At 58.2% G+C, this 11299-nt stretch carries 12 protein-coding genes and 2 pseudogenes; 4 read left to right on the forward strand and 10 right to left on the reverse strand.

Going from position 1 to position 11299, the window contains the following annotated elements:
• Positions 1 to 146 precede the first annotated feature (146 nt).
• The 4 genes and pseudogenes from PMI09_RS26075 to PMI09_RS26090 all read right to left on the reverse strand — a co-directional run.
• Complete coding sequence (locus PMI09_RS26075; protein WP_007801419.1) at positions 147 to 1256, reverse strand: sulfite oxidase; 1110 nt, start codon at positions 1254 to 1256, stop codon at positions 147 to 149.
• A 730-nt stretch (positions 1257 to 1986) separates the two neighbouring features.
• Complete coding sequence (gene dapB, locus PMI09_RS26080) at positions 1987 to 2799, reverse strand: 4-hydroxy-tetrahydrodipicolinate reductase (protein ID WP_085990712.1); 813 nt, start codon at positions 2797 to 2799, stop codon at positions 1987 to 1989.
• A gap of 127 nt (positions 2800 to 2926) precedes the next feature.
• Complete coding sequence (locus tag PMI09_RS26085; RefSeq protein WP_007801422.1) at positions 2927 to 3460, reverse strand: NUDIX hydrolase; 534 nt, start codon at positions 3458 to 3460, stop codon at positions 2927 to 2929.
• Positions 3461 to 3522: 62 nt separating this feature from the next.
• A pseudogene (locus PMI09_RS26090) lies at positions 3523 to 3702 on the reverse strand (hypothetical protein); the annotation flags it as partial.
• Between the two features lie 156 nt (positions 3703 to 3858).
• Here PMI09_RS26090 and PMI09_RS26095 point away from each other — a divergent pair.
• From PMI09_RS26095 to PMI09_RS32690, 3 genes and pseudogenes are all read left to right on the forward strand, one after another.
• The gene (locus PMI09_RS26095) at positions 3859 to 4191 is read left to right on the forward strand and encodes a hypothetical protein (protein ID WP_007801424.1); all 333 of its coding nucleotides are present in this window, start codon (positions 3859 to 3861) and stop codon (positions 4189 to 4191) included.
• 34 nt (positions 4192 to 4225) lie between these two features.
• Positions 4226 to 4654, forward strand: coding sequence for a CopM family metallochaperone (gene copM / locus PMI09_RS26100; protein ID WP_007801425.1), 429 nt, complete (start codon positions 4226 to 4228; stop codon positions 4652 to 4654).
• 10 nt (positions 4655 to 4664) lie between these two features.
• A pseudogene (locus PMI09_RS32690) lies at positions 4665 to 4807 on the forward strand (four-helix bundle copper-binding protein); the annotation flags it as partial.
• 400 nt (positions 4808 to 5207) lie between these two features.
• Here PMI09_RS32690 and PMI09_RS26110 read toward each other — a convergent pair.
• Entirely contained in the window at positions 5208 to 5906 is a 699-nt protein-coding gene (locus PMI09_RS26110) for an RES family NAD+ phosphorylase (RefSeq protein WP_007801427.1), read from the reverse strand.
• Entirely contained in the window at positions 5900 to 6313 is a 414-nt protein-coding gene (locus PMI09_RS26115) for an MbcA/ParS/Xre antitoxin family protein (RefSeq protein ID WP_007801428.1), read from the reverse strand. Before PMI09_RS26115 ends, PMI09_RS26110 begins: the two co-directional genes overlap by 7 nt.
• Before the next feature lie 58 nt (positions 6314 to 6371).
• Here PMI09_RS26115 and PMI09_RS26120 point away from each other — a divergent pair, with 58 nt between their 5' ends.
• Positions 6372 to 6692 carry a GNAT family N-acetyltransferase gene (locus PMI09_RS26120; protein WP_007801429.1) on the forward strand — a complete coding sequence of 107 codons (321 nt, stop codon included), beginning with the start codon at positions 6372 to 6374 and terminating at the stop codon, positions 6690 to 6692.
• Positions 6693 to 6828: 136 nt separating this feature from the next.
• Here PMI09_RS26120 and PMI09_RS26125 read toward each other — a convergent pair whose 3' ends face one another.
• The 4 genes from PMI09_RS26125 to napA form a co-directional block, all read right to left on the reverse strand.
• On the reverse strand, positions 6829 to 8454 hold the full coding sequence (locus PMI09_RS26125; RefSeq protein WP_007801431.1) for an arylsulfatase: 1626 nt from the start codon (positions 8452 to 8454) through the stop codon (positions 6829 to 6831).
• Between the two features lie 98 nt (positions 8455 to 8552).
• A complete protein-coding gene (locus PMI09_RS26130; RefSeq protein ID WP_007801432.1) occupies positions 8553 to 9263 on the reverse strand; it encodes a NapC/NirT family cytochrome c in 711 nt (236 codons plus the stop codon).
• Between the two features lie 4 nt (positions 9264 to 9267).
• Positions 9268 to 9771: a nitrate reductase cytochrome c-type subunit gene (locus PMI09_RS26135; protein WP_037084176.1), complete on the reverse strand. Its 504-nt coding sequence runs from the start codon at positions 9769 to 9771 to the stop codon at positions 9268 to 9270.
• The coding region (napA, locus tag PMI09_RS26140; protein ID WP_007801436.1) for a periplasmic nitrate reductase subunit alpha at positions 9738 to 11299 on the reverse strand (1562 nt) is incomplete at its 5' end. The genes PMI09_RS26135 and napA, both read right to left, overlap by 34 nt.

Genomic DNA, 11299 nt, shown 5'->3' on the forward strand with positions numbered 1-11299 from the left:
TCCCTTTACAAGAGTTGAGCTCGCCACAGAAGATAGCGATCGAGCCTTTCGAATACGTCCCAGTTCGGGACGAACATTCCGCGCTCCTATTTGGGCGCTGGAGGTCGCGGTTGCGCCAACAGCCGCCATTCCGCCCATGCGGGTGATTAGATCACGAATTCCTCCTCGTACGTCTGTGGCTCGGGAACGACCGTAACCTCCACCGGAACGATCCAATTGGCCGCGTAGCTCTCGCAGTCGGAACGCTGGAAGTCGGGCTGCACGCACCCCGCCCCATCGATCGCGCGACATCGCAGTATATATCGCCCCACTTCTTCAGGGGTCCACATGTACTCCCACAAGCGCCATGCAAAGGGACGTTCTGTTTCGAGGAGCCTTCCCTCGCGCCAGCCCCTGCCATCCCCGGTGCAGACCTGCACCTGCCGGATAACAGCCTCTCCGCTCCAGGCGGCTCCGAAAATCCGGTACGGTTGGCCGGCGATGAGATGCGCCCCATGTACGGGACGCGCGGTCTGCGCTTTGACCTCCATCTCCGCAAGGGGGACCAGCCTGGGTTCCCCGAGGCTGCGCTCCCAACGGAAATAGTCGCGCGCCTGCCAGTAGCCAAGAAACGGTTGCTCCACAACCGTGATATGCGTGATCCACTTGACCCAAGCCATGCCGAACCAGCCACCCACGACCGCGCGTAGCGGGTAGCCGTGATCGCGCGTCAACGGCTCCTCGTTCATCGAATAGGCAAGGATCGTGCTGTCAGCGATGGCCTTCTCAAGCGGTAAACTGCGCGCAAAAGCGATGGGGCCGGGAGAAGCCGTTTTCTTGTTCGTGTCGACGACGCCGCTGTCGGCGCCTGCGAGCAGAACCTCACGTGCGGTTCGCTTAACGCCCGCCATTTCCAAAATCTCGCGCAGAAGAACACCTGTCCACGCGGCATTGCCGACGGCTCCGTTCTGCCACTGCAACCCCTCTTTCGGCGGCACATAGTAGACGCGCCCGTTCCCTGCGCACTCGACGACGGCGGTGAAAGTCGTGCTCCGCATCGCCTTGATGCTGTCGAGGTCAAGTTCGATCGGCCGCTCCACCGCCCCGCCAACGCGCAATCTCCAGTCTCGCGCATCGAGGTCCGGCGACGGGAAATGGTTTCGCACGAAGAACAGCTCGGTTGGGATCAGCCAATCGGAGAGCGACGCAAACGGAAACTCGATGTTCTGTGGGGATTTCTGTCGAACTATTAGACTGGGTTGCTGTGGTGTCGGCATCGTCGTCGTCTCCCCTGCACAGCATCGGCTCTCGGTCGCGCGGATTCCGGTTCGATCACACCGCCCCTCGCAGTGCGTCTGTCGCATTCCGCCTTCGGGCCGCATTCTAGCACATACCGCACGTTCCTCGGATCGATCTCGAACGGCAGCAAAAGGGTCAGCTCGAGACCTCGATCCGGATCGTTGAATTGTCTGCTATCGCTTTTCCGATGCCAGAAGCGGCCGGTCCGCGTTCGGCCCCAAAGCCGCCATGCGCAATCGACGCTGGGTGACAATAATGGGCTTAGCTGCCTGCTGCGGCAACTCGTCCTGCCGGAGTCCCTTTCCTCAGGATGCCTTTGGAAATTGCGGCGGATGTTCCTTTTCCCTCTTCGGAACCTTGGAAGTTCTACGACGATCTCGACGTTGACTGCCTGCTCGCGTGGGGCAGTGACTTCGGGCGACTTGGCTAAAAATCGGACAAGGAGACATGCGATGGAATGCAGCCCCGCGGATGCGATGACCGTCCACCCATTCTGCCGTTCCCGTCCCGCGACAAAGCTCATTCACGAAGTTCATCAGATCACCGATTGCAACCCAGATAACCTCAATCTCACCCAGTCTTTAGTCTTGTAAACGACCGGTGCCCATCGGCTTTTTGCGACGAAAGCGGCCATCTGACTAGCATCGGGCACTGCCATCCAGTCGGTCGAACTTACCCGATGCGAGCCAAGCTTTGGGCTTGAATGACTCAGTCGTTTGGTGAACAGCGACGACCTACTCCCGACTGCTGCGCGATTTGCTTTAGACCTAACACGTCTTGCATATCGTATTCGCCAGGTTCACGACCAACCAGCCAACGAGCAGCGGAGAGCGCGCCCCGTGCAAACATACTACGGTCCAACGCAGAATGTGAGAGCGTTACAACCTCATCGGTGGCAGCGAAAACCACACTATGTTCCCCCACAATGCCACCGCCGCGCATCACAGCGAACCCTATTTCCCCTACGGGCCGCTCGCCAGTGATGCCATCTCGTCCGTGTCGCGCTGTGGCAGAGAGATCAATCCCACGCCCTTCCGCAGCAGCGGTGCCCAACATTAACGCCGTACCAGAGGGCGCATCGAGCTTCCGGCGGTGGTGAGCATCCAATATCTCGATGTCCCAAGCCTCGGCTGGCAATGTCCGTGATACTTGAGCAACAAGGCCCGCAAGCATATTGAGGCCAATGGAGAAGTTTCCGGAACGCACAATAGGGATCGTGCGGCCGGCCGCCGTGATACGAGCTAAATCATCCTCTTCAAAGCCCGTTGCACCAATTACCAGCGAAGGTCCGCCTTCTTGCGCGCATAACTCGGCTAGCTCCGTTGCGCCCCTCCCTGTCGTGAAGTCGATGATGACGTCCGCCGCTGTGATTGCATATGAACGGTCAACGAGCCCTTCGCCGCCCACTCGACCGAAACCTCCCACGAATGCAAAGTCAGGTTCGACCTCGAGAGCGGAGACAATTGCGCGTCCCATGTAGCCACGGGCTCCTGCAACCGCAGTTTTTATAGGTACGTTCACAATGCGCCTCTCCAAAAATGGCTCGGCCAATGTCGGTATCTTGGCCCCTTCATATGCGTCTATCATAGGAACGTCTGACCTGTCGTCACTTGGCGCATCCCGGCTGCTGTCGATCCGACCGTCTTCCTCAGGGAAGTGTTTGGGATCGACTCCCTCGTGGAGTGAAATCCACTAACAAGGATTTCAGCTCGACCTCTCGAACGCGGCGTGCTGCCTCGTCGGGGCTGACCCAAGCCAAGATGCGCTCGCCACGCTCTTTGAAGTTGTCGTGCGCTTCTTTGATCTCGATCTGAAAGATATCGACGATGCACGGCACCACGTCGCCGTCACCCAGGAGCTTGAGGTAGGTGTACCTGCCGACTGGCTTCTTCCTGACCTTGCCACGTACGCCCGCTTCTTCCCACGCTTCGATCGCAGCCGCCTCATGCGGCTCCTTGCGCTCCATAGGCCATCCTTTTGGGATGATCCAGCGTCCACTGTCGCGCGACGTGACGACCAGTATTTCGATGGTTGTCTCGTCTTCCTTGTAGCGGAAGCACAGAGCGCCATACTGCTGGCGAAACTTGCCAGTGAAAAGCTTCTCCGGCTTGGCCGCAAGCTGTTGTAGAAGCGATTGGGGTTTGTCCTGACGGGACTTTTCAGCTTTCTTTTTCGGCGTCATGCTTACTGCCAATATTGGTATGCCGCCTCGTAGACAAGGATGCTTTCCGGCGAGCCCACCGTGGCTATCCCCGCGTAGTTGTGGACCAGGTGCTGCAGTATATCGGCGGGTGACGGCTGTACGCCCATGTGCACTGCATGATGGGTCCGTTCGATACTACCTCCTGTCAGGTACTGCACCGGCAGCACTCCGGCGATGACCGAGTGCAAGGCGATCTGATAACCCCTATAACCGTCGCGCATTCGATCCTCCAATTGCGGTGGAGGATGCCGTGTCTCCGTGAAAATTGGGTATCAAAATCCCACAATCCTTTGCTTGTTTTCTAATCCCTCCAGCCCATATCGCTCGTAGGAACAAAATTCTGCTTTCGCCCTTCAGAGGCGGAAGGGAAATTCACCGTGACCTGCATTCGGAGCAAAATCGCCCGTGTTCTCGTGGCTCTGGCGTTCGGCGTGATGGTCATGGCCGCGATGAGTCCGTCGGTCAACGCTGGCGTCTGGGGCGGCCAATGCGCCCATGCCGCCTCGGACGTTCATGACGAAAAGCCGCATCCGGCAGCACATGCAGGATCGTGCTGCACAGACATGCATTGCTGTCCCCTGATGCCGAGCGTACTGCCAGCGGATACGTCGTTGCGGCTAGGGGGCATCGTTCTCTCGGCACGCACCGCACAGAGCCCGCTCTTGTTGATCAGGCCAATCGATCCGCTGCCGAAAACCCTCCCGGCCTGACGTTTCGATCAACCCAATCAAATGGAGAATACCGATGAAAACGAAACTCCTTTTTACGGCTTTCGCTGCTTCACTGCTTTCTCTCGCCGCGACTGCAATGGCCCAGGAAATGTCTTACCCCGAGAAATGCAAGGGGATGGACATGGCCAAAATGGGCACGTCATCCGGCGGCGGCATGAAGATGGACATGGCTATGGAGGAAATGGGTGCCTACCAGAAGGCCACGATGGAAGGCATGAAATCGATGCACGACGACATGATGCAAGGGATGATGCAAAAGGACGCCGACGTCGCTTTTGTCTGCGGGATGATCGCTCATCACATGGGAGCGATCAGCATGTCTGAGGCCGAGCTGAAATACGGCGACAACAAGGAAGCAAAGGCTATGGCCCGAAAGGTCATCGATGCTCAGAAAAAAGAGATCGCCCAGATGACCAAATGGGTCAACAAGGAAGCCAAGTAGGAGATCGATCATGCATCACCAATCGGCAGAGCTGAAACAATGCTCGACAACTGCCTCGCCTGTTATCAGGAATGTCTCTCGACAGCGATGATCCACTGCCTGGAGATGGGCGGCGAGCACACGGAACCCGATCACTTCCGGCTCATGATAGCCCGCACTTCACTCTTGAAGACCCCGCTCTTTGCTGTTTCCGGGTAGAGCCCACATGAGGACATTTGGATGCCCGCATCTCGAAGGCTAAGCGCCGAGCGGGATGGTCTGCATAATGATCTCCATGCGGTAGCTCTCACACACAGCATTGCTGTCTGGCTTGCATGCAAGAAGATCTATACAGGACGCTCGAGTGAGGGCTGATGCGATATAGCCATTCAAACCCCGCGCGTCAGAGTGGGGCTTACCACTGCATAGTCGGTCGCGACCTCACGTTTAGCCAGCATGAACGGCATCGTGCTGGACGTGGTCGTTCAAGACCACATGGTCTCCTGAGCCGGCCCGGCGAAATGGCAGCCCCTGAACAGTTCGGTACTATGGAGCAAGTGCCACAAGCCACCCGTTAAGTTACCGCCAGTACCGCCCCGGTGTCGTACTGACGCACGAAATCTACCCGTACGCCATTCCAGTGATAACAGTAGTGCCGCCCTTGGACAGGAATGGTTATGGCGTCCGGCCAGAAGATGCCAATACAGCTTTGACCAGGCTTTCGAACGCTGTTCCACATGAGGCCATCGCTTCCCGCTGCCCGAAGTCCACGTCCCTCAACTTGGGAAGCGGTGTAATCGTGTGGATGCAGGACGTCAGGCACCTCGTTCACGTCGTCTAGTGCCCGGTCAACGCGGCCCACTAGTACACGAAAGTCCGATGTCCACCCTGGAGGCTGGGGCGTTGAACTCATGAATTTCTGATGGTGATGTATTGTTTCGGCGACAGCAACTTCTTCACTGTCGCCTGCATAGTAGATACCATAGCTTCCGTCCGTGAAGCGTCCCGGTCGCCCTGTTGAGCAATGGACAAATGGGGCCATTACATAACTAGCGCCGGGGCCCGAAACGCGACGGTTCGGGGGCACCTTGCCGAGATCGCCTATCTCATAACGAATGCGCGGATTGGTTTTCGCCTCGACGGCGACAAGGGCCTCCCAGTCGCGGGGGTCGGCGATGTCCTCGAACAAATCGATAGACGGATAGATCGATCTAATGATGCGGTAGGTTTTAGGCCACTGTACATGCGAACGAACAGCAAGGCCACTTACCATGCGCTCCGCTCCGCATCGAGCCATTCACGCATCACTGCAAGATCAGAAAGCTCGCCCTGAAGCATCACATCTAGAGCCGACTTGCCGCCAAAGGCCGTATTGGGCGCTTTGATCCACTCATATCCCCTTGTTGCGTCCTTAAACAGATGTCGCACCCCCTTATGGATACCCATCAGGTGAGCCATCCGCATTTTCAGGTCTCGATCAACACGTCCCACGTTGCCTTCTTTCCACCGTGCCCACGTGCGGGCTGACAAACCACCGAGCAAGGTGCAAGCCTGCGCGTCTGTGAGCTTCCAAGCGTTGAACAGGTTCACAGTAGTGCGAGCAAGCGCCCCTGCTTCCACATCGGTGATTTCAGCCGACGTTCTATTGAAGGGAGTCGAAGCAATAGGTTGGAGCAGCACGGCATCCTCTCTTTCTGGCAGAAGATTAGCGTATTGCTGCCAATTGGCAAGGATCATCTTGTTTGCCGCGACGTTCAACGAGGAAACGGAATTCGGTACGTACCTTAATAACCTGTACGTATCCTCGGCATTCCAGAGGCAAGGGGTTGCAAAATCGCTTCTTCGCCAGACGATACCTGTCTTCAAGCGCCCTCGAAAAGAACTACCGGTCCATTTGCTTGTCTTTGCGAAAAACACCAAAGCAGTGGCAGTGTATGATCAACTAGGCGGCATAGTCATCGACAAAAGTCAGGCAGTCCGCGCGGGGAATACGCCGGTCGAGCTGTTGCGCTACCAGTGGCCATCAGCACAAACTCTCTTTGAAAAGCTTGATGGATGAGGGATATCCAATGACCGCAGTTGGCCCCCAAAGCGGAGGTTCGGTCAGCGTGGCGCAATCAACAATTCGCCTCCTGCCGCTCTAACAAGTAGACTGGGCGAGCAGCGACGCCGGCCGAAGCGGGCGTCACAACTTATTACTGCGCACCGTGGTGCTGTTCCACCGATCTCATCAAGGCGTCGACCATCTGGTCTATGCTGAAGCTCGCCGAGCGTTGGCTCGGCGGATAGTCCTTGAACGTCTGCAGGAACGGCGCGACGCGCCACACCCCGTACTGGATCAGGTAAGCATTCTTGGCCAGCCAATCATAATATTGGTCCGATACGACGTCCGCGCGTTCATATGGGTCCATACGAAGGTTGAACACCTTCGGAGCCCGCAGGCAGGTAAAAGGATTTGCCCAAACGGCGAACCCGCCGGGCTCGCGTTGTTCGCAAAAGACGATCTTCCAATTGTTGTAGCGGTAGCCGACCAACTGACCATCGTCATCGAAATAGTAGAAGTCTTCGCGCGCCGATTTCGGCTGTTCGCCAGTTAGGTATGGCAGTTGATTGTAGCCATCGAGATGGACCTTGAACGGCTTTCCTTCGATGTCCGTTCCCTTGACCAACTTGTCTTTGATGTCGGGATCACCCGCTGCGGCGACCAAAGTCGGGAACCAGTCCAGACCTGAAACCATCTCGTTGGACACTTCACCCGCCTTGACCTTGCCAGGCCAGCGGATCATTGCCGGAACGCGGAAGGCACCTTCCCAGTTCGTGTCCTTCTCGCTGCGGAATGCTGTGGTTGCGGCATCCGGCCATGACCATTGATTGGGACCGTTGTCGGTCGCGTAGACGACGATGGTGTTGTCGGCGATCTTCAGGTCATCCAGAGCCTTCAGCAGCTTGCCGACATCGCCGTCATGTTCGATCATGCCGTCGGCATAGTCATTGCCCTGCATGCCGCTTTGGCCCTGCATGCTCGGCCGTACATGGGTGAAGGCATGCATGCGGGTCGTGTTCATCCAGGTGAAGAACGGCTTTCCGGCCTGGACCTGCTTCTGCATGAAGGCGATTGCAGCTTCCGTCGTCTCGTCGTCGATTGTTTCCATTCGCTTGCGGTTGAGCGGGCCGGTGTCTTCGACCTTGCCGTCGGCAAAACTGTGTAGAACGCCCCGCGGCGAATTGCCCTTCACGAAGGCAGCATCGTCCTTCGGATAGTAGGGCCGCTCTGGCTCCTCCTCTGCGTTCAGGTGGTACAGGTTGCCGAAGAACTCGTCGAAGCCGTGGGCTGTTGGCAGGAATCGATCCTGGTCGCCCAGATGGTTCTTGCCGAACTGTCCCGTGGCATAACCAAGTGGCTTGAGCGCCTGGGCGATCGTGATGTCGCGGTCCTGGAGACCGACGGGAGCTCCGGGGATACCGACTTTGCAAAGGCCGGTGCGCAGGCATGTTTGCCCCGTAATGAACGTCGAACGACCCGCCGTGCAGCTGTTCTCCGCATAGTAGTCGGTGAACATCATGCCCTCCTTGGCAATCCGGTCGATATTCGGGGTCTTGTAGCCCATGAGCCCCAACGAATAGGCGCTGATGTTCGTCTGCCCGATGTCGTCGCCAAAGATGACGAGAATGTTTGGCTTTGCCGCATCTTGGGCGAATGCGGGCACGGTCGACGCGGTGATCGACGAGACAAGGACAGTTCCCGCGAGTGCCAAGGCTTTGGGACTTAGCGCTCTGGTGGCGTTATCGAGTACGTCACAGATGGATTGCAATGTCGCCATTCCAATGCTCCTTGTGAAATTCAAAGGTATTGCATTTGGCAGTGACGGTCGTCCTATCAAGGCGTCAGAGTGACCGTGAAACGTCCTTCTTGATGGTGCTACTCCAAGACGCCAACCGAGGAAGCATGAGCCTTTGCGATCGCGTCTTGTAGATCGTCGATGGGTGTAGAATTCACCATCTTGTTGCCTTCAAGTTCCTTCGGCATCTTCCAGCCAGGATCGATCCCTTCCATGCTTGGTAGCTCGTGGGCGATGCCTTTATGGCAATCTATGCAGGTCGCTCGACCGGACAGAAGATATTGGGTGTGTATTTGCGCCGCGCGTTGCGTTTGCTTCTGCAAGTCCATCGCCACAGAAGAATGACAGTTGCGGCATTCAAGGCTGTCGTTGGCCTTCATGCGAGCCCACTCGTGCTGAGCGAGTTCCAGGCGCTTCTCCAGGAACTTGGGCCGGGTGCTGATCGTGCCGAATATCTTGCCCCAGACTTCCTTTGACGCCTGCATCTTCCGCGCGATCTTGTCCGTCCATTGGTGCGGTACATGGCAGTCGGGACAGGTCGCGCGCACTCCCGAGCGGTTGGAAAAATGGATGGTGCGCGAAAGCTCCTGGTAGACGTTGTCACGCATCTCATGGCAGGAGACGCAGAACTTCTCCGTATTGGTAAGTTCGAGCGCAGTGTTGAATGCGCCCCAGAACATGACGCCGCCGATGAACCCGCCGAGCGTAAGCACGCCGAGACCGAGAGTCGCGGCTGGTGTGGTCATGATCCGCCACGCCCAGAGCAAGACTTTCCAGATCCATGCGATCATGGCGTCACTCGCTTCCAGTGGGCTTGACGCCCATCTCGCTCATGTCCCTGAAGACGTTGTTCACAAGCGGCCGCACATCCGCCTGCGGCACGTGGCAGGCGGTGCAGAAGTAGCGCCGCGGCGAAACGTCAGCGAGCATCTGGCCGTCACGCGTCATGTAGTGCGTCACGCTGATCATTGGGGCGCCGGATTCCTGGGTGAACTCGCGCTTATGGCAGGACATGCATCGGTTGGCATTCACCGACAACTCGTAGCCCTCGATCGAGTGAGGGATTATCGGCGGCTGGTCGGGGTAGGCGCGCATCCGGCGTTGGTCGTCAACGATCCATTTCGGCAACGGCGCCGCCGGGCCTACCGCCATCGAGGGCGTCCGTCCGATCAGCTGGGGCGTCGTTGTGGATATCACTTGGGCAATCGCGGTCGTCGCGACGAACAGCAGCAAACCTGCCGCGACGGCCATCCATTCAGGCCGCCTCAGACGGCCACGGGAACAATCTTGACCGCGCATTTCTTGTAATCCGTCTGTTTGGAGATGGGATCGGTGGCGTCGAGCGTAACCTTGTTGATGAGCTGGCTGGCGTCGAACCAGGGGACGAAAACGACGCCAGACGGCATGCGGTTGCGACCGCGGGTTTCGACGCGCGAGCGGATCTCGCCGCGGCGCGAGATGATACGGACCTCGGCGCCCTGGTTGATGCCTCGCTTGCGTGCGTCATCGGCGTTCATGAAGACACGCGCGCCAGGGAAGGCCTTGAAGAGCTCGGGTACCCGCATCGTCATCGACCCAGAATGCCAGTGTTCGAGCACGCGGCCGGTGACGAGCCAGAAGTCGAACTCCTCGTCCGGCGATTCGGCCGGCGGCTCGTAGGGCACGGCGATGATGACCGCCTTACCGTCTGGCTGACCGTAGAAGTTCACGCCCTCGCCTTGCTGCACGAAGGGATCAAAGCCCTCGCGATAGCGCCAGAGCGTCTCCTTTCCGTTGACCACCGGCCAGCGCAGCCCACGTACCTCGTGGTACATGTTGAAGGGCGCCAGATCGTGCCCGTGGCCGCGCCCGAAGGTTGCATATTCCTCGAACAATCCCTTCTGGATATAGAAGCCGAAGGCCTTGGCCTCGTTGTTGTCGTAGTCCGGATCGGTATCGCTGAGCGGAAAGCGATCCACCTCGCCGTTGCGGAAGATCACCTCGTACAGCGTCTTGCCGCGGTACTGCGGGTTTGCCTCGAGAATGTCTGCGGGCCAGACCTCGTCGGCCGTGAAGCGCTTGGAGAATTCCACGAGCTGCCAAAGGTCCGAGCGTGCCTCTCCGGGAGCTTGGACAAGCTGGCGCCAGAGCTGGGTGCGGCGTTCCGCATTGCCGAAGCCCCCCTCCTTTTCCACCCACATGGCGGCCGGCAAGATCAGGTCGGCGCTCATCGCAGTGATCGTCGGATAGGCATCGGAGACGACGATAAAGTTGTCCGGGTTTCTATAGCCCTTCCAAGTCTCGTTGCTTGTGTTGGGTGCGGCCTGAATGTTGTTGTTGACCTGCACCCAGTAGAAATTGAGCTTGCCATCCTTCAGCATGCGGTCCTGCTGCACGGCGTGATAGCCCGGCTTGTCGGGGATGATGCCGTTCGGGATGCGCCAGATCTCCTCTGCCCGCTTGCGATGCTCGGGATTGGTTACCGTCATGTCGGCTGGAAGACGATGTGCAAACGTTCCGACTTCGCGCGCGGTGCCGCAGGCGGACGGCTGGCCAGTCAGGGAGAACGGGCTGTTGCCGGGCTCGGAAATCTTTCCCGTCAGCAGGTGAATATTGTAGACCATCTGATTGGCCCAGACGCCGCGCACATGCTGGTTGAAGCCCATGGTCCAGAGCGACATGACCTTGCGGCTGGGGTCCGCATAGAGTTCCGCCAACTGCTCGAGGAATCCGGCATCGACGCCCGTCAGTTTCGCCGTCTTCGCCAAGGTGTATTCGGAAACGAACGTCTTGAAGGCGTCAAAGTCGATCGGCTCCACCTTCGTCGGATCGGCCGCACCGGCAGCCG

The organism is Rhizobium sp. CF122, assembly GCF_000282035.1.
Taxonomy (GTDB): Bacteria; Pseudomonadota; Alphaproteobacteria; order Rhizobiales; family Rhizobiaceae; genus Rhizobium.

Bases quoted from the DNA above. Each gene is read 5' to 3' on its own strand.
- PMI09_RS26130 (WP_007801432.1), bottom strand. From the start codon at position 9,263: ATGATCGCATGGATCTGGAAAGTCTTGCTCTGGGCGTGGCGGATCATG.
- PMI09_RS26075 (WP_007801419.1), bottom strand. From the start codon at position 1,256: ATGCCGACACCACAGCAACCCAGTCTAATAGTTCGACAGAAATCCCCA.
- PMI09_RS26085 (WP_007801422.1), bottom strand. From the start codon at position 3,460: ATGACGCCGAAAAAGAAAGCTGAAAAGTCCCGTCAGGACAAACCCCAA.
- PMI09_RS26125 (WP_007801431.1), bottom strand. From the start codon at position 8,454: ATGGCGACATTGCAATCCATCTGTGACGTACTCGATAACGCCACCAGA.
- PMI09_RS26110 (WP_007801427.1), bottom strand. From the start codon at position 5,906: ATGGTAAGTGGCCTTGCTGTTCGTTCGCATGTACAGTGGCCTAAAACC.
- copM (WP_007801425.1), top strand. From the start codon at position 4,226: ATGAAAACGAAACTCCTTTTTACGGCTTTCGCTGCTTCACTGCTTTCT.
- PMI09_RS26135 (WP_037084176.1), bottom strand. From the start codon at position 9,771: ATGCGCGGTCAAGATTGTTCCCGTGGCCGTCTGAGGCGGCCTGAATGG.